Origin of the sequence: Nonomuraea sp. NPDC049309, from assembly GCF_043196965.1 — a bacterium.
GTDB lineage: Bacteria > Actinomycetota > Actinomycetes > Streptosporangiales > Streptosporangiaceae > Nonomuraea > Nonomuraea fastidiosa.
Genome location: NZ_JBICSH010000001.1, coordinates 1,117,174 through 1,142,495, shown reverse-complemented (window position 1 = coordinate 1,142,495; position 25,322 = coordinate 1,117,174). Strand labels below are relative to the sequence as shown.

General features: G+C 72.1%; 17 protein-coding genes. 10 read left to right on the top strand and 7 right to left on the bottom strand.

Annotation, left to right across the window (positions count from 1 at the left end):
- Positions 1–20 precede the first annotated feature (20 nt).
- Together ACGFIM_RS05355 and ACGFIM_RS05350 are read right to left on the bottom strand one after the other, a co-directional pair.
- Complete coding sequence (locus ACGFIM_RS05355) at positions 21–2,033, bottom strand: beta-galactosidase (RefSeq protein ID WP_393194975.1); 2,013 nt, start codon at positions 2,031–2,033, stop codon at positions 21–23.
- Between the two features lie 11 nt (positions 2,034–2,044).
- On the bottom strand, positions 2,045–4,375 hold the full coding sequence (locus ACGFIM_RS05350) for a glycoside hydrolase family 3 N-terminal domain-containing protein (protein WP_393194972.1): 2,331 nt from the start codon (positions 4,373–4,375) through the stop codon (positions 2,045–2,047).
- 230 nt (positions 4,376–4,605) lie between these two features.
- Between ACGFIM_RS05350 and ACGFIM_RS05345 the strand changes: the two genes are divergently transcribed.
- Complete coding sequence (locus tag ACGFIM_RS05345; RefSeq protein ID WP_393194969.1) at positions 4,606–5,622, top strand: LacI family DNA-binding transcriptional regulator; 1,017 nt, start codon at positions 4,606–4,608, stop codon at positions 5,620–5,622.
- A gap of 766 nt (positions 5,623–6,388) precedes the next feature.
- Here ACGFIM_RS05345 and ACGFIM_RS05340 read toward each other — a convergent pair.
- Together ACGFIM_RS05340 and ACGFIM_RS05335 are read right to left on the bottom strand one after the other, a co-directional pair.
- A complete protein-coding gene (locus tag ACGFIM_RS05340; protein WP_393194966.1) occupies positions 6,389–7,018 on the bottom strand; it encodes a response regulator in 630 nt (209 codons plus the stop codon).
- 21 nt (positions 7,019–7,039) lie between these two features.
- Positions 7,040–8,221 carry a sensor histidine kinase gene (locus ACGFIM_RS05335; RefSeq protein WP_393194963.1) on the bottom strand — a complete coding sequence of 394 codons (1,182 nt, stop codon included), beginning with the start codon at positions 8,219–8,221 and terminating at the stop codon, positions 7,040–7,042.
- Between the two features lie 750 nt (positions 8,222–8,971).
- On the opposite strand from ACGFIM_RS05335, the gene ACGFIM_RS05330 reads away from it, so the two are divergent.
- From ACGFIM_RS05330 to ACGFIM_RS05320, 3 genes are all read left to right on the top strand, one after another.
- Entirely contained in the window at positions 8,972–9,685 is a 714-nt protein-coding gene (locus ACGFIM_RS05330; protein WP_393194960.1) for an ABC transporter ATP-binding protein, read from the top strand.
- Positions 9,686–10,038: 353 nt separating this feature from the next.
- Positions 10,039–10,800 carry an ABC transporter permease gene (locus ACGFIM_RS05325; RefSeq protein ID WP_393194957.1) on the top strand — a complete coding sequence of 254 codons (762 nt, stop codon included), beginning with the start codon at positions 10,039–10,041 and terminating at the stop codon, positions 10,798–10,800.
- Positions 10,801–11,063: 263 nt separating this feature from the next.
- Complete coding sequence (locus ACGFIM_RS05320) at positions 11,064–11,633, top strand: hypothetical protein (RefSeq protein WP_393194954.1); 570 nt, start codon at positions 11,064–11,066, stop codon at positions 11,631–11,633.
- Between the two features lie 572 nt (positions 11,634–12,205).
- Here the strand turns inward: ACGFIM_RS05320 and ACGFIM_RS05315 are convergent.
- Both ACGFIM_RS05315 and ACGFIM_RS05310 read right to left on the bottom strand, forming a co-directional pair.
- Positions 12,206–14,494, bottom strand: coding sequence for a rhamnogalacturonan lyase (locus tag ACGFIM_RS05315; RefSeq protein WP_393194951.1), 2,289 nt, complete (start codon positions 14,492–14,494; stop codon positions 12,206–12,208).
- 748 nt (positions 14,495–15,242) lie between these two features.
- Positions 15,243–16,358, bottom strand: a complete 1,116-nt coding sequence (locus ACGFIM_RS05310) for a DeoR family transcriptional regulator (protein WP_393194948.1) — start codon at positions 16,356–16,358, stop codon at positions 15,243–15,245.
- A gap of 61 nt (positions 16,359–16,419) precedes the next feature.
- On the opposite strand from ACGFIM_RS05310, the gene ACGFIM_RS05305 reads away from it, so the two are divergent.
- The 5 genes from ACGFIM_RS05305 (at position 16,420) to ACGFIM_RS05285 (ending at position 22,413) form a co-directional block, all read left to right on the top strand.
- A complete protein-coding gene (locus ACGFIM_RS05305) occupies positions 16,420–17,820 on the top strand; it encodes an L-fuculokinase (protein WP_393194945.1) in 1,401 nt (466 codons plus the stop codon).
- 74 nt (positions 17,821–17,894) lie between these two features.
- Positions 17,895–18,782, top strand: a complete 888-nt coding sequence (locus ACGFIM_RS05300) for a hypothetical protein (RefSeq protein ID WP_393194942.1) — start codon at positions 17,895–17,897, stop codon at positions 18,780–18,782.
- Positions 18,779–19,489 (top strand): aspartate/glutamate racemase family protein, encoded by a 711-nt coding sequence (locus ACGFIM_RS05295; RefSeq protein ID WP_393194939.1) that lies wholly within the window; start codon positions 18,779–18,781, stop codon positions 19,487–19,489. The genes ACGFIM_RS05300 and ACGFIM_RS05295 overlap by 4 nt, the downstream gene beginning before the upstream one ends.
- A 158-nt stretch (positions 19,490–19,647) precedes the next feature.
- On the top strand, positions 19,648–21,687 hold the full coding sequence (locus ACGFIM_RS05290) for a M14 family zinc carboxypeptidase (RefSeq protein WP_393194936.1): 2,040 nt from the start codon (positions 19,648–19,650) through the stop codon (positions 21,685–21,687).
- Between the two features lie 231 nt (positions 21,688–21,918).
- The gene (locus ACGFIM_RS05285) at positions 21,919–22,413 is read left to right on the top strand and encodes a GNAT family N-acetyltransferase (RefSeq protein WP_393194933.1); all 495 of its coding nucleotides are present in this window, start codon (positions 21,919–21,921) and stop codon (positions 22,411–22,413) included.
- 40 nt (positions 22,414–22,453) lie between these two features.
- Here the strand turns inward: ACGFIM_RS05285 and fusA are convergent, their stop codons facing one another.
- Entirely contained in the window at positions 22,454–24,466 is a 2,013-nt protein-coding gene (gene fusA, locus ACGFIM_RS05280) for an elongation factor G (protein WP_393194930.1), read from the bottom strand.
- A gap of 518 nt (positions 24,467–24,984) precedes the next feature.
- Here fusA and ACGFIM_RS05275 point away from each other — a divergent pair.
- Positions 24,985–25,251, top strand: a complete 267-nt coding sequence (locus ACGFIM_RS05275; RefSeq protein WP_393194928.1) for a WGxxGxxG family protein — start codon at positions 24,985–24,987, stop codon at positions 25,249–25,251.
- Positions 25,252–25,322 lie beyond the last annotated feature (71 nt).

Here is a 25,322-nt window from a genome sequence, read left to right as displayed (position 1 = left end):
GCCGGGACGGACGCGCCGGGTCAGCCGCGCGCGACCTGGACGACCGCCGCGCCCAGCGGATCGAGCCGCACCTCGCCGGACACCTGGCGCCCGGTGAGCAGGTCCGTGCCGGTCACGTCCACCGCCACCGACGCGCCCGACCCGCCGCTGTGGTTGAGCAGGAACACGTACTCGTACGCGTCGTCGCCCCGCACCGAGCACTCCACGTGCGCGGGCACGCCCTCGAAGCGGGAGCGCACCCCCGACTCGGCGACGACCCGCGCCACCGTCTCGCCGAACGCCTCCTCCTCCAGCAGCGTCGCGAAGTAGACGACGCGCCCGGCGCCGAACCGGTTCTCGACCACGGCCGCCCGCCCGGCCAGCAGCCCGTCGGCGTACGTGGCCAGCGCGGTGCCGGTCTCCAGGTGCAGGTCCTCGCGCCACCAGGTGGAGGTGGTGCGCCGCCCGTCGGCGAACTCCACGGTGAACGACTCGTGCGGCCGCGCCGGCCAGTACTCGTCGATCTTCGCGCCGATGAGCCGCCGGAACGCCCCGGGGTATCCGTCCGGCCTGACCCGGTTGTTCGCGTCCACGACGCCGGAGAAGAACGACATGATGACGGTGCCGCCGTCCTGCGCGAACTTCTCGATCCGCGCCGCGCCCGCATCGCCGATCAGGTACGCGTTCGGCACCACCAGCACCTTGTACCCGTCCAGCGAGGAGCCGGCCGGCACCACGTCCACGGCGTGGTGCCGCTCCCACAGCGGCGTGTAGTGCCGCATCACCGTGTCGGTGTAGCTCCAGTCGTTGCGCGGCAGGCCGAAGACCTCCTCAAGGCCCCACCAGCCGTCCCAGTCGAACAGGATCGCGATGTCGGCCGACGAGCGGGTCCCGGCCACCGGCGCGAGCAGCTTCATCTCCCGCCCGAGGTCGGTGACCTCCCTGAACGTCCGCGACTCCGGCCCCGAATGGGGCAGCATCGCCGAGTGGAAGCGCTCCTGCCCGCCCCTGCTGGCCCGCCACTGGAAGAACATCACCGAGTCGGCGGCCCGCGAGACCGCCTGCAGCGAGCCGAGCCGCATCCGCCCCGGCTCCTTGACGACGTTGAGCTTCCACTGGCTGACCGCGCTGGCCGCCTGCTCCATCAGCATCCACGGCTGACCGCCCTTGAGCGAGCGGAACAGGTCGTAGGTGAAGGCCGCCGACACGTGCGCGTCGGCGTCGGCCGGGTCCGGGTAGATGTCGAGCGCGGCCGCGTCCTCCTCCTGCGCCCACTTCCAGTAGTCGGCGTGCCGGTAGAAGCGCATGAAGTTGGTCATGACCGGGATGTCGTCGCGGAAGGAGCGCACGATGTCCCGCTCGGCCTTGAAGCACTCCAGCAGCGCGTCGGAGGTGAAGCGCTTGAAGTCGAGGCGGCGGGTGGGGTTCATCCACGTACGTGGGATGTGCGGGACGTCGACCTGCTCCCAGTCGGTGTAGACCTGGCCCCAGAAGCGGGTGGTCCACGCCTCGTTGAGCGCGTCGAGCGTGCCGTACTTGCGCTTCAGCCACTCGCGGAAGGCCACCGAGGCGGCCGGGCCGTACGACGTGGGCCCGTACTCGTTGCTGATGTGCCACATCGCCAGCGCCGGGTGGAACGAGTAGCGCTCGGCCAGCTTCGTCGTGATGCGCGCGGCGTACTCACGGTAGATCGGCGACGACGGATCGTAGTGCAGCCGGTTGCCGAAGCCGAACGGCTGGCCGTCCTCCCGGATCGGGAACACCTCGGGGTGCAGGTGGGACAGCCAGACGGGCGGCGCGGCCGTGGGCGTGGCCAGGTTGACGCTGATGCCGTTCTCGTGCAGCAGGTCCATGACCTCGTCGAGCCAGCCGAACTCGTACCTGCCCGGCTCCGGCTCCAGCGACGCCCACGCGAAGACGCCCAGGCTGACGGTGTTGACGCCCGCCTGCCGCATGAGCCGGACGTCCTCTTCCCACACCTCCCGGTCCCACTGCTCGGGGTTGTAGTCGCCGCCGTAGGCGAAGCCTCCGACGCGCCGCCTGAAGGCCTCCATACGGTCCATGCTCATCGGCCCTGGGCGTCTTCGGCCGTCACCGTGACGGTGGTGAGCCGTGGCTCGTCGCCGCCGAACGCGTACACCGAACCGGTCAGCCGCACCGTGCGCTCCTCGACCACGTCGGCGACGGAGCGGCGGATCGACAGCCCGACCTCGCCCGGCTCGACCACGCGCCGCCCGTCGCGGCCGGTGAACGACAGCAGCCTGGCCGGCACCTCGAACTCGACCCGCGCCGACCGCCCGGGCTCCAGCTCGACCCTGGCGTACCCGACGAGCTGGGCGAGCGGCCGGGTGACCGAGGCGATCCGGTCGGAGGCGTACACCTGCACCACCTCGGCGCCGGCCCGGTCGCCGGTGTTGCGCACCGTGACCGCGCAGCGGATCGGCTCGCCCGCCGCGACCTCCTCGTCGGCGGTGAAGCCCGCGTACTCGAAGCTCGTGTAGCTCAGCCCGTGGCCGAAGGACAGCACCGGCGCCGGGTCGAGGTTGGTGACCGAACCCGCGCCGCCCAGCTTGGGGTGGAGGTAGCTGTACGGCTGGCCGGCGATGCCGCGCGGCATGCTCATCGGCAGCCGCCCCGACGGGTTGACCGCGCCGCTCAGCACCCGCGCGATCGCGCCCGCGCCCTCCTGGCCCGGGAAGTACGCCTGCACGACGGCGGCGGCCCGCTCGATGATGCCCGGCACCGCGTACGAGCGGCCGGTCATCAGCACCACCACGGTCGGCGTGCCGGTGGCGAGCACCGCGTCGGCCAGCTCCTGCTGCGCGCCCGGCAGGGCGAGCGACTCCACGTCGCAGCCCTCGCCCGAGGTGCCCCGCCCGAACAGCCCGGAACGGTCGCCCAGCACGACGATCGCGACGTCCGACTCGGCGGCCAGGCGGGCGGCGTCGGCGATCCCCGAGCGATCGCCGTCGTCCACCCCCGTGCCGCGCGCGGTCTCGATGCGCGCCTGCGGCAGCTCCTCGCGCAGCGCCTCCAGCAGGGTCGGCGCGGCGATGCCGGTCTCCACGTCGGGGAAGTGCGGCAGCACGTGGTTGACGAACGAGTAGCAGCCGAACAGCGCCGCCACCTGATCGGCGTTCGGTCCGACGACGGCGATCCTGCGGCCCGCGGCGTCGCCGAGCGGCAGCACGCCGTCGTTGGTCAGCAGCACCACCGACTCCTCGGCCAGGCGGCGGGCGATGTCGCGGGAGGCGGGGTCGTCGAGGTCCACCTCGCCCTGCGGCTCGGGGTCGTAGTCGTCGTCCAGCAGGCCCAGCTCGGCCTTCTGCCGCAGCACCCGCAGCAGCGCCCGGTCGACCAGCGCCTCGTCGATCCGGCCCGACTCCACCGCCTCGGCCAGCGGCTCCAGGTAGGTGACGCCGGTCGGCAGCTCGATGTCGATGCCCGCGCTGAGCGCCTGCACGGCCGCGTCACCGGCGTCGGCCGCCACGGCGTGCAGGGTGTGCAGGAACGCCACCGCGAAGTAGTCGGCCACCACCGTGCCGTCGAAGCCCCACGTGTCGCGCAGCACGCCGGTCAGGTAGTGGGGGTCGGCGGCGATCGGGATGCCGTCGATCTCGGCGTAGGAGTTCATCACCGAGCCGGCGCCCGCGTCGCGCACCGCCACCTCGAACGGGAACAGCAGCGTGTCGGCCACCTCGCGGGCGCCCGCGTGCACGGGGGCGAGGTTGCGGCCCGCGCGGGAGTTGGAGTAGCCGACGAAGTGCTTGAGCGTGGCGATCACGCCGGCGTTCTGCAGGCCGCGCACGTAGGCCGAGCCCACGGTCGCCACCTCGTACGGGTCCTCCGAGATGCACTCCTCGACCCGCCCCCAGCGCTGGTCGCGGATCACGTCCAGGACCGGGGCCAGCCCCTGGTGCACGCCGAGCGCCCGCATGCTCGCGCCGATCGCCCGGCCCATCTCCTCCACCAGCTCCGGGTGGAAGGTGGCGCCCCACGCGGGCGGCGCCGGGTACGTCGTGGCCCGCCAGGCCGCCAATCCCGTCAGGCACTCCTCGTGCGCTATGGCCGGAATGCCGAGCCTGGTGTTCTCACGCAGCCACCGCTGCCGCTCGGCCAGCGTCTTGCGCGCGGCCTCCGGCTCGACCGGGGTCGTGCCGAAGTGACGGGTGATGTGGCCGACGCCGTTGCGGGCGAAATCCTCGAACCCGAGATCCTCGCCCTGCATCGAGTCCTGCAGCGGAGCGACCACGCCCTTCTTCCTGTTGACGTTCAGCCACACGCCGACGAGCTGGGCGAGCTTCTCCTGCAGCGACATGCCGGCGAGTAGTTCCTCGACCCGCCGCGCCCGCTTCTGCGCGATCTCCGGCTCCGGCGGATCTTCAAGTGCAGGCATGACCCCTCGCGACTTTCCTGAGATCGGAAAGTTTCCGATTAACTTTCCGATAAATCATCGTGACTTTGCCGGGCTGTTACGCTAAGGTCCGCCTCGTATCCCTGTCAATAACCCGCTCGCATGGCGGAATACCGCCTGCTCAGCGGCCCGCCAACGTCCGGGCGGTTTTCCGAAAGTCGCAACATCACCGGCTCCGCCGGAAGGCGGTGCCACGGCCAACGGGAGGTCCTGTGCGTCGAGCCACGCTGGCCGACGTCGCCGCGGCCGCCGGAGTGTCCGTGCCGACGGTCTCCAAGGTGCTCAGCGGCAAGAAACACGTCTCGGCCGCCACTCGCGACAAGGTGCTCGAAGCCGTACGAGCCTCCGGCTACGAGGCTCCGCGCCCGCCCAGCAAGCCCCGCGCCGGCATCATCGACCTGCTCATCGACGGCCTCGGCTCGCCGTGGGCGCAAGTGCTGATCAGCGGTGCCGAGAAGGCCGCCGCCCGCTGGGGCTTCTCCCTCGTCGTCACCTCCTCCTACCGGCCCGACTTCGACCTGCGCCGCTGGATCGGCATGGTCCGCAAGCGCAACACCGACGGCATCGTGCTCGTGCTGTCCAGAGCCGACCAGCGCGAGATCGAGGCCATCGAGGAACTGCTGCACGTGCCGCTCGTGCTGCTCGACCCCGTCGGCCAGCGCGACCCCCGGCTGTCCACCGTCGGCGCCACCAACTGGCTCGGCGGCGTCATGGCCACCACCCACCTGCTGGAGCTCGGCCACACCAGGATCGGCTTCATCGGCGGGCCGCTCGACACCCAGTGCACCCTCGACCGCTACGAGGGCTACCTGGCGGCTCACCGCACGTTCGGCATCGAGCCCGACCCCGCGCTCACCCGCTACGGCAACTTCATGGTCGGCGGCGGCAAGTCGCTCGGCGGCGAACTCCTCGACCGCGACGACCCGCCCACCGCCGTCTTCGCCGGCAACGACCTCCAGGCCGCCGGCGTCTACCAGGCCGCCACCGAACGCGGCCTGCGCGTCCCCGACGACCTGTCCGTCGTGGGGTTCGACGACTCGACCTTGTGCGAGATGCTGTCACCGCCGCTCACGACCGTGCGCCAGCCGCTCGACGACATGGCCAACGAAGCCGTCCGCCTCGTGCACGAAGAGCTCACCCACCCGCGCGGGCCGTCCGGCACCCGCATCGAGCTGGCCACGAACCTGATCGTCCGCCGCAGCACCGCCCCCCTGAACGCCCGCTCCTGAGCCTGCGGCCTCCAGCCTGCGGCTTTCGGTCTGCGGCGCGGCGGAGGTTGCGGCCTGCGGCTTCTGGTCTACGGCGCTGCAAGGTTGCGGCCTGCGGTTTGCGGCGCTGCAAGGTTGCGGCCTGCGGTTTGCGGCTTGTGGTCTACGGCGCTCACGGTTGCGGTCTGCGGTGAGGCGAGGTTGCTCTGCTGCGCGGCGAGGTTGCGATCTGCGGTGAGGCGAGACCTCGGCACGCGTCTGCCCGCCCCACCGCCTCCCGCGACCGGCCCCTCGCGCTCCCGGCCAGGTTCAGCCCCGGCCGGCCGGAGCCGTGGGTTCCGGCGCGTCCGCCGCAGCACCGCACCGTCGGAGGCGGGACGCGGGCTCGGACGCGCAGGCGGCGGCTCGCGCGAAAGCCCGCGAGCGCCTGACCGGAGCCCGTCCGCCCGACCGGAGCAGGCAGCCGGCACCTCGACCCGAGTCCGGCTGGCGAGCCCCTGACCCGGGTCCGGTCTGTGAGTGTCTCCGTCCGGGTTTGGTCTGTGAGTGTCTCTGCCCGAGTTCGGCCTATGAGTGTCTCTGCCCGAGTCCGGTCTGCGAGCGCCTCTTCTCGGGTCCTGCCTGTGAGCGTGTCCGCCCGGGTCCGGCCCGCGAGCGCCCCGGCCGACGCCTCGCCGCGTCCGGACGTCGCGCCCAGGCAAGGCGGCGCGCGGAGACCAAGTCGGAGCGGGCCTTCGCCCGCACCCACGAGGGGCGGAACCGCCCAGCCCGCCGACCGAGGGGACGGTCAGAGGAGACCGGCATCGCGGACCTTCATCGCGACGTGCACGCGATTGTCCGTGCCGAGCTTGGCGAAGATGCGGGTGATGTTGGCCTTTACGGTGGCCACGCTCACCGACAGATCCCTGGCGATCTCCGCGTTGGAGCTGCCCTTGGCGACCTCGATGGCCACCTCCCGCTCGCGTTCGGTCAGCTCGGCCAGCTCGCGCGCGGCGTCGGACCGGCGCGGCTCGTAGCGTCCGGTGGCGGCGGCGATCACCTGACGGGTGACGCTCGGCGACAGCACCGGCTCGCCCTTGGCCACCGCCCGCACCGCCTCGATCATCTTCGGCGGCGGCGTGTCCTTCAGCAGGAACCCGTTCGCGCCGATCTGCAGCGCCCGCAGCACCATGTCGTCGGCGTCGAACGTCGTCAGCACCAGGATCCGGGGCGGCGACGCCTGCCGCAGCAGCAGCTCGGTGGTGGTCAGGCCGTCCTGCTCGGGCATGCGGATGTCCATGAGCACGACGTCGGGCCGCAGGTCGCGGATCACCGCCATCGCCTGCTTGCCATCGCCCGCCTCGCCCACGAGGTCGATGTCGGGCTCGCCGCCCAGGATGAGCCGCAGGCCCGTGCGCACCATGGGATCGTCATCCACGATCACGACTCTCACCACGCCTCAAGCCTCCCACGGCAGCAGCGCGTCGAGGACGAAACGCCCGTCGCGTACGTCGTGAGTGATCGTCCCTCCGGCCATCCGCGTCCGCTCGGCCAGCCCGACCAGGCCCAGCCGCCCGCCCGGCCCCGACCTGCCCGGCGCGGCCGGGTTGCTCACCCGGATCCGCAGCCCGTCGCCCGGCCGCCCGCCGATCTCGGCCCGTACCACGCTCCCCGGCGCGTGCTTGCGCGCGTTCGTCAGCGCCTCCTGCACGATCCGGTACGCGTGCCGCCCCGTCTGCGCCGGCAGCCGCTCCCTGTCGGTGACGGTGTCGTGCACCTCGACCTGCTGCCCCGCGGCGCGCACCTCGGCGAAGAGAGCGTCGAGGTGGGCCAGCGTCGGCTGCGGCGCGGCGGGCCCCGTTTCGGCCGCGTCGCCTTGGCCTGCCTGGCCGTCGTGCCCGCCCCGCCGCAGGGTGCCCAGCACGGCGCGCAGCTCGTTCAGCGACTGGTGCGCGTTCTCCTGGATCGCCAGCGCCGTCTCCCGCATCTGCTCGGGCGTCAGATCCTTCCGGTACGCCAGCCCGCCCGCCAGCATCGCCAGCAGGGAGAGGCGGTGCGCCAGGACGTCGTGCATCTCCTGCGCGATCTTCAGGCGTTCGGCCAGCTTGGCCTGCTCCACCCGCTGCGCCTGTCCGCGCCGCTCCGCCTCCAGCCGTTCCGACTCGAGCTCGCGCCGTCCTCTGAGATAGAGCCCGAACGCGGTCACCGCGGCCAGGACGGCGGCCGAGGAGATCGCGTAGAACGCCGTCAGCCGGAAGTCGTCCTTCCACCGGCTGTAGACCAGCTCGCACGCCCAGAACAGCACCGCGACCGGCACCACCTGCCGCCACCGGCGACGCGTGGCCAGCGAGGCGAACGCGACGATCGCCGGCCCGCCCGCCGCCATCGAGAACGCCGTCGGCACCGCGAGCACCGTCGCGATCTGCCACGGCCACCTGCGCCGCAGCGGCAGCAGCGCCATCCCGGCCGCGCCGGCGGCCATGTCGGCGAGCAGCAGGCCCACGTTCACCTGCGGGCCGTAGGCGGTGCCGCTGCTGACCAGCACCGCGGCGGAGAGCAGCAGGGGCAGCCCGGCGAACAGGTAGAGCAGCACGGCCCCCAGCCTGTCGGCGGGCCGCCCGGCGGTGGCGGCCTCAGCCATGCCGAGCCACCCGTCCGGCGCCCGGGTGTTCGCCCGTACCCGAGCGCTCGACGACGAGGCTCGGGTACGGCGAGCCCTGGGGACTGCCTGGGGTCTGGTGTGGCGAGTTGTGGGCACTGCCTGGGCTCCGGTGCGGCGGGCTCTGGGCACCGCCCGGGGTCTGGTGCGGCGGGCTCTGGGCACCGCCCGGGGTCTGGTGCGGCGGGCTCTGGGCACCGCCCGGGGTCTGGTGCGGCGGGCTCTGGGCACCGCCCGGGGTCTGGTGCGGCGAGTTTTGCGCACCGCTTGGCGTCTGGTGCGCAGAGTCTTGGGCACCGCCTGATGCCTGGGATGGCGAGTCCAGGTCACCGCCTGGGGCCTGGGGTGGCAAGCGGGGATCACTGCCTGGCCTCTGGTGTGGCGAGCTGTGGGCACCGCCTGGGGTCCGGTGCGGAGAGCTCCGGGCACCGCCTGACATCAGCTGCCTCAGGCCGAAGGCGTGACCTGACGTCCGGCCTGGCGAGGAGAGGCCGTGGCCTGGTGCCGGGTGCGGCCGGACGAGGCCGTCACCTGCCATCCGGCGCGGGGGGACGAAGCGGTGGTCGTGCACGGCCATCAGCCTAAACATCGCCTGGCCTGCGCATTAGAACCCTGGGTCGACTCCGCTATAGACCCTGGGCTATAGCCCGCCCTGCAGGTGTAGCCCTGGCGACCGCGACTCTCGACCCTGGTCCGATGTGATCCGGCGGCGTTTCCGATGAACTTTTGAACGTGATCGAACTCCACCGCGTCACCAAGACGTACAAGGGAGTGAAGGCGCTAGACGACGTGTCCTTCACTGTCCACCCCGGCTCCGTCACAGGCTTCCTCGGCCCCAACGGCGCGGGCAAGTCGACGGCCATGCGCATCCTGACCGGCCTGGCCAAGCCCACCTCGGGCCGCGCGACCGTGCTGGGCAAGCCGTACGCCGAACTGGCGCGTCCCGGCTACGACGTGGGCACCCTGCTCGACGCCGGCGCGCAGCACCCGGGCCGCACCGGGCGCGAGGTGCTCACCCTGGGCGCGCTCATGCTCGGCCTGCCGCCATCGCGCGTCGACGAGGTGCTCGACCTGGTGGGCCTGACCGCCAAGGAGGCCCGGCGGCCGGTGCGCGGCTACTCACTCGGCATGCGACAGCGGCTCGGCATCGGCCACGCGCTCCTCGGCCGTCCCAAGGCGCTCATCCTCGACGAGCCCGCGAACGGCCTCGACCCCCAGGGCATCCAATGGATGCGTGCGCTTTTGCGGGACTTAGCCGCCTCCGGCTGCGCCGTTCTGCTCAGCTCTCACCTGCTGCACGAGGTGGAGCAGGTCGCCGACCGCATCGTGATGATCGGCGCCGGCCGCGTCCTGGCCCAGGGCACCCTCGCCGAGCTCAGCCACGGCCGCAGCCTGGAACAGACCTTCCTCGACCTCACCTCTCGCGCCTCCCGAGCCCCCGCCTGACGCCGACTTCCGCTCGGTGTCTTGGTCCGATGTGGGTTTTCGCTCGGTGTCTTGGTCCGATGTGGGTTTTCGCTCGGTGTCTTGGTCCGATGTGGGTTTTCGCTCGGTGTCTTGGTCCGATGCGGGTTTTCGCTCGGTGTCTTGGTCCGAAGCGGGCTTTCGCCTGGTCTCCCGCTCCGACGCCGGCTTCGGCCCGGTCTCCCAGCCCGATGACCCGCCTTGGAACTCGATGTCCTCTTGCTCAGCCTCGATGACCTCGCCCGCTGCCGTAACACGCTCCCGGTGTCGCCGCCTGCGGGATCTGCCACCGACACACCCACCCACCCCCGTACCGCTAGCGATTGGAGTTTCCCATGACCACCCGTACCGTCCCACGAACCGCGCAGCGCAGCCCGTTCGGCACCTTGCTGAGAGTTGAGACGCGGAAGCTGGTCGATACCCGGACCAGCCGGATCATGACCGCCGTCCTGGTCGTCGTCGCGCTCGCGCTCGTCGTCGGACGGGGTGTCGTGACGCAGGCGGCAGACCTGTTCACGCTGGCCGGGACGGCTGGGACGGCGTTCGCGATCCTGCTGCCGGTGCTCGGCATTCTGTCGATCACCGGCGAGTGGCATCACCGGACGGCGCTGACCACGTTCACGCTGGAGCCGCGGCGGGCGCGGGTGCTGGTGGCGAAGTGCGTGCCGGTGCTGGTGGCGGCCGCGCTGGCGTGCGTGCTCGCGGTGCTGGTGGCGCTGCCGACGACGGCGGTGGCGGCGTCCCTGGCGGGCGTGGAGGCGGCGTGGCGGCTTGAGCCGTACGAGCTGCTGGGCTGGATGGCGACGATGGTGCTGGTGACCGCCCAGGGCCTGGCGTTGGGGCTGATGATGCTGAACGCCCCGGCCGCGATCGTGATCTACCTGGTCAACCCCATGGTGTGGAGCTTCGTCGGTCAACTTGGCGAAGGAGGTAAAGCCATGGCACAGTGGCTGGACCTCAACTCCACCAGCGGCGTTCTGACGAGCGGCGACGTGACGGGCGGCGGATTGGCGCGCCTGGCGGTGTCTGTGACGGCCTGGATCGTCGTCCCCGCCGCGGTGGGGATGCTGCGGGTGCTCCGCAGCGATGTGACCTGACGCTTTACCCACAAGGTAGATCTATGCCGGTTTCGTGGTGATATGTTTGCCAATGTCCGGGTTTAGGGGTAGCGTCGTAGACGTCACCGAGCAGTGACCCGCGCCTGACCAAGAGAGGCGGGGCCTGGCTCGGTTCCCCGGATCCTCCGATCCACGCGGTTCTCCGCTGCGCTCCACGTAGCTTCTGTACGGCGTGCTGCCCGGCTACGTACGTCCTGACGAGCGCAAAGTTCCCGTCCCCTAACAAAGGACCCGAATTTTCTATGTCTGCTCGCCTGCGTTCTGTCGCCCTGCTCGCCGCCTCCGCCGCCACGGCCCTGACCGTCGGCGCGTCCACCGCTCACGCCGAGGCCGGCGTCGAGCAGCGCGGAGTGCTGAAGGGCTCGACGACTGCGTCCTACTTCTGGGACGACGCCTCCGGTCGAGCCGGCGACACCGGGCTGCCCGCGGCGGGCAAGCCCATGCAGAAGGGCCTGGCCGCCAGCCCGAGCTGGCCCCTCATGACCGAGGGATACGTCATCTACAAGGGCAAGAAGCTGCCCTTCTTCGTGGGTGACCGCGGCCCCGGCACCCCGTCCAACCGCGGCGTCATGCTCGACCTCGACGCCAAGACCTTCGCCGAGCTGACCGGCGGTACGTTCAACCCGCGCACGCTGGGCGTCGACGGCGTCAACGGCGAGGGCCACATCAAGGTCGACTACATCATCACCAAGTGGGGTGACGGGGTCGGCAAGAAGAGCTACCCCGTGGCCTTCTCCACCGGCGCGTGGGCCAAGAAGGACGACAACCCGGTCATCCAGCAGGTGTCCATCAAGCTTCCGGCCAACAGGTAAGCCGACCGTCGATGACGGTGACGGTCACCGGGTGAAGCCGGTCATCAGACGTAGTCGAAAGAGGGCGCTCCCATCGTGCGGAGCGCCCTCTTCGGCGTTTCACGCCCTCGTCGGCCTCGCTGCCCACGCGGGCATGGTCGTCTACGCGGCCCTGACCGCCTACGCGGGCTTCGCTGCCTACGGGGGCCTTATCGTCCTCCTGGGCGTCGGCGTCTTATGCGGATGTCGGCGTCGGCGCCGGAGTTCCGTGCGGGCGTCGACGCCGGGCCTTTCGAGTACGAGACGTCGGCGCCGGCACCGCATGGCAGGTGTCGGCACCTCGCGCGGGTATTGGTATCTCTCGCGGGTGTGGGCATCTCATTCGGGCGTCGGTATCTTGCGACGGGTGCCGGCATCTCATGCGGGCGTCGGTATCTCGCGCGGGTGTGGGCATCTTGCGCGGGTGCCGGTATCTCTCGCGGGTGTCGGCATCTTGCGCGGGTGCCGGCACGTCACGAGAGTCGGCGTCGCCGTGCCGTGCCGGCGCCCGTGCTGGTATGTCACCGTATCGGTGCCGTCGTCTCATGCGGGCTTCAGCGCAGGTTCGGGATGGGCACCTTCGACCAGTCGATGTCCGAGCCGAAGTAGAAACTCGGGTACGCCGGCTGGTTGTAGCCCGTCTGCTGCCTGGCCACGTCGACCCGGTACTGCGGGTCGTGCATGAGCGTGTACAGTTTCCTGTCGGTCACCTCGGTGCTGAGGTAGATGCGGATGGCGCTGCTGTCGGTCGTACGGACCAGCAGCTCCTCGCGCCAGTCGCCGAAGACGTCGGCCACCAGGCCGGGGTTGCCCTTCGTCCAGTTGTTCGTCAGCGTGCCCTCGGCGGTCAGCAGGGTGCCCCTGCGGTGATCGTCGATGGTGGGCGTCTGCAGGACGTCGGTGGCGGTGCCGTTGATGAGCTGCGTGGTCATGTCGGCGGCCCAGCGGATGCTCATGTTGGTGCCGGGGGTGTCCCTGCCGAGGTACTCGCCGCGCGCCGACCACAGGCCGGCCTGGACCGCCTGGTCCGGCGGCATCGAGGACCACATCTCTAGGCCGCGGATATCGGGGTCGATATCGCCGACCATGCCGCGACCGGTGTCCACGCCGCTGTAGCCGCCGTGGATCACCTCGCCGGTGGCGGCGTCGCGCAGCGCCCAGCCGTACGGGGCCCACGGGCCGCCCTCGTGCACCGTCCAGATCTCCAGGCCGGGGCGGTCGGGGTCGAAGTCGCCCACGTGCATGGCGTCGCCGTGCCCGAGCCGTACGTTCTGGCCCGGCACGCTGCTCTGCGGCGGCGCGACGCCGAAGGAGGAGTACAGCAGGTCGCCGTCGTCGTCGATGGTGGCGGAGCCGTACACGATCTCCTGCCGGCCGTCGCCGTCCACGTCGGCCACGCCCATCGAGTGGAAGCCCTGCGTGGTCAGGTCGGCGTACTTGGGGTTGCTGCCGGGGACGCCGTGCGGCGAGGAGTCGAACGGGTTCGCCATCGGAGCGTGGCCGCTGTCGACGTACCAGCGCTCCTTGAGCCGCTTGCCGTCCCAGTCGTAGGCCACCAGCGTGGTGCGGGTGTAGTAGCCGCGCGCGAAGATCGCCGACGGGTGCCGGCCGTCGAGGTAGGCGACCGACGACAGGAAGCGGTCCACGCGGTTGCCCGGCTCGATCCTCGCCATCGCGTAGTCGCCCCAGAGCAGGCCGTCGTCGCCGCGTCCCGGCTTGTAGTGGACGGTCTGCAGCTCGCGGCCGGTCGCGCCGTCGAACACCGACAGGTACTCGGGGCCGGTGAGGACGAAGCCGGCGAACTCCCGCAGCCGGTTGTTGCCGCTGCGCGAGGGGGCGTAGACGTCGATGAAGTACGTGGCCAGTTCCTCGGCGTCGGCCTTGGAGAGCGGGTACCGGTACTTCGGCTCGATGCCGAGCGCCTCTTCGATGGTCTTCGGCCAGTGCCCGGCGACGACCTCCGGATGCTCGTGCCACTTCGTGAACATCGCCGCCAGGTGGTCGAAGTAGTCGTCGGGGCTCATCCGGTAGTCGTCGGTGTGGGCGTAGCCGGCCTTGCGGTCCTCGCGCGGCATCGTGATGTAGCGCTCGGAGACGACCTGGCCCTTGGCGCCGTACCGGATGATCTTGGTGCCCGGTGCGGTCTTCAGCATCATCTCCGAACGGCCGTCGCCGTCGAAGTCGTAGACCAGGAACTGCGTGTAGTGGGCGCCTGAGCGGATGTTCACGCCCAGGTCGAGCCGCCAGCGCAGGGTGCCGTCCAGCTCGTAGGTGTCGAGGTACGTGTTGCCGGTGTAGCCGCGCTGCGAGACGTCCTTGGAGTTCGACGGCTCCCACTTGACCACGTACTCGTACTGGCCGTCGCCGTCCACGTCGCCCACGCTCAGGTCGTTGGCCGCGTACGTGTACGCCTCGCCCTCCGGGGTCACGCCGTCGGCGGGCTTGCGCAGCTTGAGGTCATAAAACGTTTTAAGCCAAGGCCTGACAGCAGCGCTCTTCCGGCCCTCGTGGCCCCTCGTGATCGGTGCCACCCGGTACTCGGAGCGGGACGTGCCCGCCGGGTCGCGGTAATTGGTGCTGTCGGTGACCGTGGCGATCGGACGGCCGTCGCGATAGACGCGGAAGTCGGTGCCCGTCATGCCGTTCGGGCCGTGCCCGGTGACCTCGTCCCCGAGCAGCCGCCAGCTCAGGAACACGCCCTTGCTGGTGGAGGCCGCCACCAGGCCTCGATCGAGATGCTCGAGGCGCGGGCCCGGACGATGCTCGCCGTGGGGTGCGGAGGCGGCGGTGGCGGGGGAGGGGGCGATGGGCAGGCACATGAGGGCGGCTAAGCCCACGGTCATGGCACGGCGGATGCTGCTGGGGGGTCTCATCGTGACGAGCTCCGCTCATTGAATCGATTAAATTTTGGGCTGGAGATTATTGGGGGTTGTGAGGTTTGTCAAGGGCGTGTTTCGCCAGGTGATGTCGGGCGTGGTAGCGGGGTGGTGAGGGTGCTGGGGTATTGAAAGCGTTCATCGGGTGGAAGGTGGGAGGTTTCCGCGCGGTACGCCGTTCGCGTCGTGGACGCGATCCGGGGGCCCGTGCTCCCGGCCCGGCCGACCGCTGCCCGGCCCCTTCGGGCATGGCGCCGCTCCGGTCGGTGAGTGGCGGATCGGCCGGCGTGCAGTGGATCGGTCGGCGTGAGGTGTATCGGGGGTGAGTGGCGGATGCGTGCGCGGTGTTGATCGGCCTGGCAGGAAGGCTGGGAGCGGGCGAGGAGTTCTCCGGCTAAGGAGCCGCCTGGTCACGGAGACGCGGAGTTCCGGCCGCTGAGGGGCGCCGGTGGGTGACGGGGCATCGGCCCCTTGCAGGAGGAAGTGGGAGGTCGGCCCACCTGGTCCCGGGCGGCCATCGTCTGTGGGGTTCTCGTCCTGTGGGGTTCTCGGCCGGTGTGGCCGTCGTGCGTGGGGGTCCTCGGCCGGTGGCCGTCGTCTGTGGGGTTCTCGTCCTGCGGGGGCCTCGCCCGTGCGGTCGTTGCCCCGTGTGGGGAGCTGGTCACGAGGTGAGTGTCGTGCGGGCGGTGAGTGTGTCGTGCGGGTGGGGAGTGGGTCAGGGGGCGAGAGTTGTGTGGACGGGGAGTGTGAGGTCCGCGGGGAGGGCGTCGGTGATGAGGCAGGTGACGGCGGACCACGTGCAGACCCTGATCGGGGCGCTCAGCTCGAACTTGCGGGCGTCGCTCACCACGATGGTGTCGCGGGCGATCGAGATCAGGCGGCGTTTGGTCTCGGCTTCGTAGGGGGTGGCGCCGTACACGCCGGCCTCGTCGAGGGCGGTGGCGGCCAGGAACAGGGTGCGAACGCCCAGGTGCTCCAGGGCGGCGATGGTCTCGGGGCCGCCGAAGGAGCGAGTGTCGCGGCTGTACTGGCCGCCGATGCCGATGAGCGTGATGTCCGGCCGGGGTGCGAGGGCGGCGATGGCCGGCAGCGAGTGCGTGACGACGGTGAGGCCGGCGTCGGCGGGGAGCAGCTTGGCGATCTCCAGCGTGGTCGTGCCGGAGTCCAGCGCCACCGTGGTGCCGGGCTCGATGTGGCGTACGGCTGCGGCGGCGATGGCGCGCTTGGCGGCGGCGGCCTGCGTCGAGCGGTCGGAGAACGGAAGGGCCGTGGCGTCCGCCGGGGTGGCGCCACCGCGTACGGCTCTGATCAGGCCGTCGCTCGCAAGGCGCTGGAGGTCGCGGCGGATGGTGTTGGGGGAGACGCCCAGCTCGTCCACGAGGTCGGCGGCCGAGACGTAGCCGTCCCGCGAGACCCGGCGCAGGATCGCGGCCCGTCTCCCCGGTGCGGATCCGTAGCGCAGTCCCGGGTCGGCCTGCCGGTCCGCGCGCGCGGCGGGGGCGGAGGCGGCAACGTCCTCATCGGCGGGTGCGGACGTAGCGGCCCTCTGGTCGGTGGGCGTGAAGGTTGCGGTCTCCTGGTCGGTGGGCGTGGAGGCCGCGGACTTCTGATGGGCGGGCGTGGAGTAAGAGACACCCCGATCGGCGGACGCGGGGGTGTTCGGGTCGCCGGGGGTGGTGGCTGAGGGCCGGCGGCCGGTGCGGAGGTTGCGCGGTTGAGGGGCGTCCGGAGCGTCGCGGTCGGTGGGTGGGGTGGAGGTCGAGGGGCGGTGGTCGGTGCGGGAGCCAGGGGTGTCCGAGGGGTCGGGGTTGGCGGGTGGGGTGGTGGGCATGTGGTCATGATGCACCATAAGTTGGCACTTTTCCGCCAACTTGTGCATTTATAGTGACAACATGACGCCGAACGGGCTGCTGGCCGGGATCGATGTGGGCACCACCCACGTCAAGGTGGGCTTCTTCGACGGCCGGGGCGGCGAGGTGGCCTGCGTCAGGCGGAGGACTCCGTCCGACCTCCCCGCCCTGGTCAAGGCCGTGACGGACGCGCTCGGCGAGTGCGCGGAGCGGGCGGGACGCGGGCCGGAGGCGATCGGGATCGCGGGCATGGCCGAGACCGGCGTGCCGCTCGACGCGAAGGGGCGGCCGCTCACCCCGCTGCTCTGGTGGAACGACCCGCGCGGCGCGGCGGAGATCGCCGGGCTGGGCCTGGACGACGCCGCGCTCTACGCCGCCACCGGCCGCTGGGCCGACGCCAAGGCCCCGCTGGCGAAATGGCTGTGGCTGCGCCGCCACGAGCCGGGGGTGCTGAAGGCGATGCGCTGGTGGGCGGGCGCGCCGGAGGCGGCGGCGTACGCGCTGACCGGGGTGCTGCGCACGAACGCGACGCTGGCCGCGCGCACCCTCGCCTACGACGTGCGGACCGGCCGCTACGACACGGAGCCGACCGCCGGGGCCGGGCTGGACGGCGACCGGCTGCCGCCGGTGATCGGCGCGGCGGAGCCCGTCGGCGGGCTGACCGCGGACGTCCCGGGTATCCGGCGCGGAACGCCGGTGGTGATCGCCGGCCACGACCACGCGGTGGGGGCGTGGGCCGCCGGGGTGCGGCGGCCGGGCGACGTGGCCGACTCCCTCGGCACCGCCGAAGCCCTCATGGTGCCGGCGGAACGCGCACCGGACCCGCGCACCGGGATCGCCCTGGGCGTCACGGCGGACCCGTCGCTGGACGGCGCGCGTACGGTACTGGTCGGCGGCCTGCCGACCAGCGGCGCGATGCTCGACTGGGCGCTGCGCCTGCTCGGCAAGGGGTACGACGACCTGCCCGCCCTGCTCGACGGCGTGCGGCTGCCGACCGGCATCGTCGTGGAGCCGTACCTGAGGGGACGGGCGGCGCCGGCGCCCGACCGGGGACGGCGTGCGGTGCTGGCCGGGCTCGACACCGCGCACGGGCCGGGTGACCTGCTGGCCGCCGCCGTCGAGGGCACCTGCCTGCACGCGCGCTGGACGCTCGGCGAGCTGGCCGCCGTGGCCGGCGTCGTCCCCGAACGGCTGGTGGTGTTCGGCGGGCAGGTCAGGATCCCGGCGTGGATGCGGGTCAAGGCCGCGCTCTCGCCGGTGCCGGTCGAGATCGTCCGCTCTCGGGACGCGGTCTGCGCGGGCGCCGCGCTCATCGCGGGCCGGGCGGGCGGCTCGCTCGAAGACGTACCGGTGCTGCCCCGCGAGCGCCATCCCGGCGAGCCCGCCCTGCGCGCCGCCTACCACCCGCAGTACGAGACCTTCCTGGCCAGGGCCGCGCCGTGACCCAGGATCCGGTCTTCCCGCCTCCGGGCCCGTGCCGCCCGGAGAACCCACCCATCACCCGAACGGGAGCACGCATGACCACCGCCGACCATCCCACCCTCGACCTGCTCGCCCGCCCGTCGGGCGGGTTCGCCATGGTCGCCATGGACCAGCGCGAGAGCCTCAGGCAGATGTTCACCGCCGCGACGGGGCGGCGCGCAGGGGACGACGCGCTGAGGGACTTCAAGCTGACGGTGGCGCGCGAGCTCGGCCCGTACGCCTCGGGCTTCCTCATCGACCAGGACTACGGCTTCGAGCAGGTGGCCGGAGAGGGAACGGTGTCCGGCGGGCTGATCGTGGCCGTGGACAGCCTCCGGCAGGACCCCGACGGGCCGGTCGAGGACACCGGCATCGACGACCGCGTGGACATGGAGGCGGCGCGCAAGCTGGGGGCGGTGGCGGCCAAGCTGCTGCTCATCTGGCGGGACGACGACGAGCGCGAGCGGCGGCTGGAGACGGCGGCCGAGTTCGTGCGGCGCTGCGCCGCCGCCGGGCTGCTGTCCGTGCTGGAGGGCGTGGCCAAGCCCGCCCGCGGCGAGGAGGCGGAGTTCGACGGGCCGGCCGCGATCAGGGAGGCGGCCCGGGAGCTGGCCGGGCTCCGTCCCGACCTGTACAAGGCGCAGGTACCGCTCGGCGGCGCCGCCCCCGAGGAGCGGCTGGTCGAGGAGTGCGCCGCGCTGGACGCGGTGATACCCGTGCCCTGGGTGGTGCTGTCGCAGGGCGTGGAGCGGGACGACTTCCCCGCGGCGGTCCGCGCCGCCTGCCGCGCGGGCGCGTCCGGCATGCTCGCCGGGCGGGCCGTCTGGAGTGACCTGGTGGGCTCGGCGGACCTCGCCGCCGATCTGCGCGCGACGTCGGTGCCGAGGCTGCAGCGGCTGGCCGCGATCGTGGACGAGCACGCCCGCCCCTGGACCGCCCGATGACCGGCACGCCGCGCCGGGAGGGCGCTCAGAACGCCGGGACGCAGGACAAGGGCGCACAGGACACGGTCGCGATGCTGCACACCGTGCCCGCGCTCGCCGCCTCGCTCACCACTCTGGCCGCGGAGGTCCGTCCCGGGGCGCGGGTGCTGAACTTCGTGGACGAGAGCCTGCTCCAGGACACCATCGCCGCCGGTGATCCGCCGCCGCACGTGCTGCGCCGCCTCATCGCCTACGCCACCTACGCCAAGGAGTCGGGCGCGGGCGTGCTGCTCGTGACGTGCTCGTCGATCGGGGAGGCGGCCGAGCGGGCCCGCCCGTACGCGGAGCTGCCCGTGCTGCGCATCGACGAGCCGATGGCGGACGAGGCGGTGCGGGCGGGCGCCAGGATCGGGGTGCTGGCCACGCTGGCCTCGACGCTCGGCCCCACCACGCGGGCGGTCGAGCGGGCGGCGGCCCGCCGGGAGCTGCCGCGCACGGTGGTGCCGCACCTGTGCGAGGGCGCGTTCGAGGCGCTGCGCGGCGGCGACGCGGCCCGCCACGACGCGCTGGTCCTCGACGGCTTCGCGAGGCTCGCCGGGCAGGTGGACGTGGTGGTGCTGGCGCAGGCGTCGATGGCCCGCATCGTGGAGCGGGCGGGCGACGCCGGCGTGCCGGTGCTGTCGTCGCCGCGCTCCGGCGTCGCCCAGCTCGCCCGCGCCGACGCCTGACCCGTCGTCTGCGGGGCGGTGGTGCGCAGGTGAGCGACCCCATCGCTCATCTGCGCACCACCGCGGAAATGATCGCCTCCACGCCCTCCTAGGTCTTGCTTGTTGTGATTTGTCGGCTTTCAATGAGCCCCATACGGCAAGATCCAGGAGGGTCCAGAATGCGTGGTTTACGGGCGTCCGCAGTCGCCCTGTTGGTCGCCGCCACGGCGTTATCCGGGGCGGCGCCGTCCGTTCCCGCGGTCGCCGGACCGGCCGATCCCGAAGCGGTCTCGCTGGTCACGCTGTCCGTGCCGGACCGGGCGGTCATGGAGCGGCTGGTGGCGTCCGGCGCCGACCTCACCGAGCGCGTACGTCCCCAACCCGATGGCAGCGTCCAGGTGGACGCCGTCGTCACCCCGACCCAGCTGGCCGAGATCCGCGCGCTCGGCGCGGCCCCCGCGGGCGAGGCGAGCCCGGCCGGAACGCACCAGGGCCCCCGGCCGGCGCCGGACCGCGACCAGGTCGTGATCGAGCGGGCGGTCTGGTACAAGTCGCGCGACGGCTACTTCCTCTCCGTGGAGGCCTCGAGCAGCGCCGCCCAGGCCGCCACGCTCACCGTCGAGTGGCGGGGCAAGCGCGGCACGACGGGCAAGGCCGAGATGGTCGCGTACGTGGACGCGGGCGCGTACCTGGGCCACCAGTTCAGCACCCCGGTCCCGGCCGAGCAGCAGCCGCAGAAGATCACCGTCACCTCGACCGGCGGCGGCAGGGCCGACGCCCACGTACGCGAGTGGCCGGACGGCGAGCGGCCCGACAAGCACGACCGCGGCTACCAGACGGACTTCATCACCCAGTACATGCCGCCGGCCCAGCTCAACGAGCGCATCAAGGAGCTGCACCGGCGGTTCCCCGAGCTCACCGACATCATCACGCTGCCGTACCGGACGAACGGCTACCGCCGGCACGCCCAGGCCCTCATCGGCACCGTCCCGGACAGGGCCGTCGTGATCACCTCGAACGCCTACGGCTCCGAGGGCGGCAACGACCTGTCCGTCGAGCTGGTCGCGCCGGGCACGCCGGGCAGCCCGCTGCGGGTGTCGCTGGACGGCAAGCTCGTCACGGTCGGCCTGGCCACGAACGACGCGGGCGAGCCCGTCAGCACCGCCGCCGACGTCGTCGCCGCGATCAACGCGACGCCGGGCCTGCCGCTCAAGGCGTCGCGCTACCGCACGGACCCGGGGGCCGGCGTCATGGCGCCCGCGCCGCCCGTCCAGCTCGACGACTTCCTGAGCGCCCCCGCCGGCGTCTCCAGGAAGCCCGCCGAGGTGCTGGCGCTGCGCATCGGCACCCGCCGCGACGGCTCGCGCACCGGCGTGCTCGCCTACGCGCAGGAGCACGCGCGCGAGTGGGTGACGCCGCTGGTCACGATCGAGGCGGCCGAGCGCCTGCTGCGCAACTACGCCACGGACAAGGCGACCCGGCGGCTGCTCGAGCGTACGGACATCTTCATCGTGCCGACCGTCAACCCCGACGGCGCGAACTACAGCTTCTACGACTTCAACTCCCAGCGGAAGAACATGACGAACCACTGCCCGCCCGAGCAGTCCGACCCGGCGCTGCGCAACCAGTGGGGCGTGGACGTCAACCGCAACTACGCCGTCGGCTCCTACCACGACGGCTACGTCGGCGGGTCGGGCAACTGCCAGAGCGGCACGTACGCCGGCCCCGCCGAGCACTCCGAGCCGGAGAGCCGCAACGTCATCTGGCTGGCCGAGCGGTTCGGCAACATCAAGTTCGCCATGAACGTGCACAGCTACGGCGGCTACTTCATGTGGCCGCCCGGCGCGTACAAGGCGGACGGCCGCGTGACCCTGCCCAGGCCGGCGCCGAAGGAGGAGAAGTTCTTCGAGCGCTCGTCGGAGACGATCCTCAAGGCCATCGCCGCCGAGCGCGGCACCGTGATCTGGCCGCAGCAGACCGGGCCGGTGACGGACGTGCTGTACTCGGCGGCCGGCAACTCGGCCGACGAGCTCTGGTACGACCACGGCATCTACGGCTGGGACTTCGAGGTCGGCGCCGACCTGTGGAACCCCGAGACGCGCAGCTGGCAGGGCGTGGGCTTCCAGCCGCCGTTCGAGGAGGGCCACGCCGAGGCGATGGAGTTCGCCGCCGGCCTGATCTCGCTCATCGGCATCGCCGCCGACTACCGCGAACCCTGACACCGGAAGGGGACCACCGGGCGGCCGGGACCTCGCACCCGGCCGCCCGGCCGTGTCCGGACGACTCAGGACGGGACCATCGGGCCGGAATCCCGCAGGCGGCGCGGGCCCGTGTACGGGGCGTCATGGGTCCACGCCGCAGCGCTCACAAGTTCATGATCTGCTAGGATTCCGGTACTCCATCCCTTCCGGCCGGAAAACACCATTTGATTCCGGCCGGAAATTGCGTTCATGACCCTTTTCACCCTGCGCCCCGTCACTCCTTCCGACCGGGCCGTCATCGAGCGCCTGTGGCTGATGTTCCGCCATGACATGTCCGAGTTCGTGGGCGGGCTGCCCCTTCCCGACGCCACCTTCCGCAGCGACCGGCTCGAATCCGCCTTCGCCGACCCGGGCTGGGCGGCGTACCTGCTGAGCAGCGGCGACCGGCCCGCCGGGTTCGCGTTCGTCCGCGGGCTCGACGGGCCCGTCCGCATCCTCAACAGCTTCTTCGTGGTGCGCGGCGCCCGCCGCTCCGGCCTCGGCCTGCGCGCCGTCAAGGAGGTCCTCGCCCGGCATCCGGGCCGGTGGGAGATCGCGTTCCAGGACGCCAACACCGGCGCGGCCGCGTTCTGGCGGCGCGTCGCCACCGAGCTGGCGGGCGAGGCCTGGACCGAGGAGCACCGCCCCGTACCGGGCAGGCCCGATGTGCCGCCGGACGTGTGGATCTCGTTCACGACCGTATGAGCGGGTCCCCGCCCCCGGAGCTCCGGGGGCGGGGGAGCGGTCAGCCGGCCGGGGCGTAACCGGCGGGCCGGGTGGTGAACGTGCCACGCCCCTGCGTACGGCTGCGCAGCCGGGAGGCGTACCCGAACACCTCGGCCAGCGGCACCACCGCCGTGATCACCACGCTGCCGGCCCGCGCCTGCGAGCCCGACACGCGCCCGCGCCGGGCGGCGAGATCGCCGAGCACCGCGCCCGCCATCGCGTCGGGCACCGTCACGGTCACCTCTGCCACCGGTTCGAGCAGCACCATCTCGCAGGCCCGCAGCGCCTCGCGCAGGCCGAGCCGGCCCGCCGCGCGGAAGGCCATCTCCGACGAGTCCTTCACGTGCGTGGCGCCGTCGGTCAGCGTCACCCGCAGACCGGTCACCGGGTGCCCGCCGAGCGGGCCGCTCTCCAGCGCGTCCCGGCAGCCGAGCTCGACCGCCCGCACGTACTCGCGCGGCACCCGTCCGCCGGTCACCGTCGACTCGAACACGAAGCCCTCGTCCAGCGGCTCCACGTCCAGCACGACGTGCGCGAACTGACCGGCGCCGCCGTCCTGCTTGACGTGCCGGTAGAGCACCCCCGACACGCCGCGCACGACGGCCTCGCGGTAGGAGACCTTCGGCCGGCCGACCGCGAGCTCCAGCCGGTGGTCGCGGCGCAGCTTCTCGGCCGCGACCTCCAGGTGCAGCTCGCCCATCCCGGACAGCACGGTCTGGCCGGTCTCGGGGTCGGTGCGCACCGACAGCGACGGGTCCTCCTCGGCCAGCCTGGCCAAGGCCGCCGCCAGGCGGTCGGCGTCGGCGCTCCTGCGCGGCTCGACCGCCACCGACACCACCGGCTCGGTCGCGACCGGCGGCTCCAGCAGCAGCGGGGCGTCCTGCGCGCACAGCGTCGTGCCCGCGCGGGCCGCCTTCGGCCCGACGACCGCGACGATGTCACCGGCCACCGCCGCGTCCGTGTCGGCGTGCCGGTCGGCCTGCACACGCAGGATCCGGCCGATGCGCTCCGTCCTGCCGGTCCCGGCGTCCAGCACCGTGTCGCCCTTGCGCAGCGTGCCGGAGTAGACGCGCAGGTACGTCAGCCGCCCCGACGCCGCCGAGGTCACCTTGAACACCAGCGCCGCCAGCGGCGCCGCCGGATCGGCCGGCCGCTCCTCGCCCTCCTGACCGCGCACGGCGGGCACGTCCAGCGGCGACGGCAGGTAGCGGACCACCGCGTCGAGCAGCGGCTCGATGCCCCGGTTCCGGTACGCCGAGCCGCACAGCACCACCACGCCCGCGCCCGTGCGGGTCAGGTCGCGCAGCGCCGCCGTCAGCGTCTCCTCGGAGAGCGACGGCCGGGTGCAGAACTCCTCCAGCGCACCCGCGTGCAGCTCGGCCACCGCCTCCTCCAGCAGCCTGCGCCGCTGCGCCGCCTCCTCCGCCAGCTCCTCGGGCACCGGCCCCGTCTGGCAGGCGTCGCCCGACCACACCAGCGCCCGCATGGCGATGAGGTCCACCACGCCGGTGAAGCCGTCCTCGCGGCCGATCGGGAGCTGCACGACCAGCGGCGCCGGGTGCAGCCGCGCGCGGATGGACTCCACGGCGGCGTCCAGGTCGGCGCCCGCCCTGTCCAGCTTGTTGACGAACGCGATGCGCGGCACGCCGTACCGGTCGGCCCGCCGCCACACCGACTCGCTCTGCGGCTCGACCCCGGCCACGCCGTCGAACACGGCGATCGCGCCGTCGAGCACCCGCAGGGAACGTTCCACCTCGTCGGAGAAGTCGACGTGGCCGGGCGTGTCGATGAGGTTGATGCGGTGGCCGTCCCAGGTGCAGCTCACCGCCGCCGCGAAGATCGTGATGCCGCGGTCGCGCTCCTGCGGGTCGAAGTCGGTGACGGTGGTGCCGTCGTGCACCTCGCCGCGCTTGTACGTGGCGCCGGTGATGTAGAGCATGCGCTCGGTGACGGTGGTCTTGCCGGCGTCGACGTGCGCGAGGATGCCGAGGTTGCGGACGGTGGCAAGGGCGGAGGAAAGGTGAGCACGCAAAGGTCCCACAGCCTTTCGGTGACGTTTCCGAACAGGACTGCGCGATTGGGCCCCGCGAAGGGGGTCTTCGTCAGGGCAGCAACCGGCGCCGGCCGCGCAGCGGGCGCCGGGGCGACGAAGACACCTGGATCACCTCATGACGCGACGAGGGGATGACGACGGCGACGCTGTGACGCACGGCCGGTCTCCCTTCTCTCGTCGCGTGATGATGACGGTGGAAGAGTGTAATGATCTACGAACGTCCGGCAACCGATTTTTCCGGCTGCTGTCGATGCATGCGGGGCTTGTGCGGCTGATTTGGGCGGCGTGCCGAGGACGCGGAAACCCGTGTACGGCGGGGGATCTCCGCATGTCGGCGTCCCTCCGGCCCGATGAGAAGGCGTTTGATGCCGCCGACCCGATGGTAGGGGCGTAGGTAGCAGGGGATGAGGAGATCGCCCCGCTATCGGAAGCCTTCATCAGGAAGGCGTGATAGGCGGTCTCCGCGGTCCGCGAGACCGCCGGATCGGGGGAACCCAATGCGCAAGACCCTCACCGGGCTGGGCCTGGCGTTCTTTCTCACGCTGGCACCGGCATCCGCAGCACTGGCCGAGACACCGGCCGGGCCGGTCGCACAGAGCCAGGTGACACCGGCACCGCAGGAGAACAGGGACGAAGGAGGCGGCAACGCCGGCCTGTGGGGCCTGCTGGGCCTCCTGGGTCTGATCGGCCTCGCCGGCATGCGCAAGCATCGCGAGCACGTCGGCTCCGCGGAGCACGTCACGCACCGCGGCCCCAGGCCCTGACCAGGGCGCTCCCCGGCTCGCCCGGCCGGGGTGACGTCCCGGCGTGACACGGCTGCCGTAGCCGGCCGGCC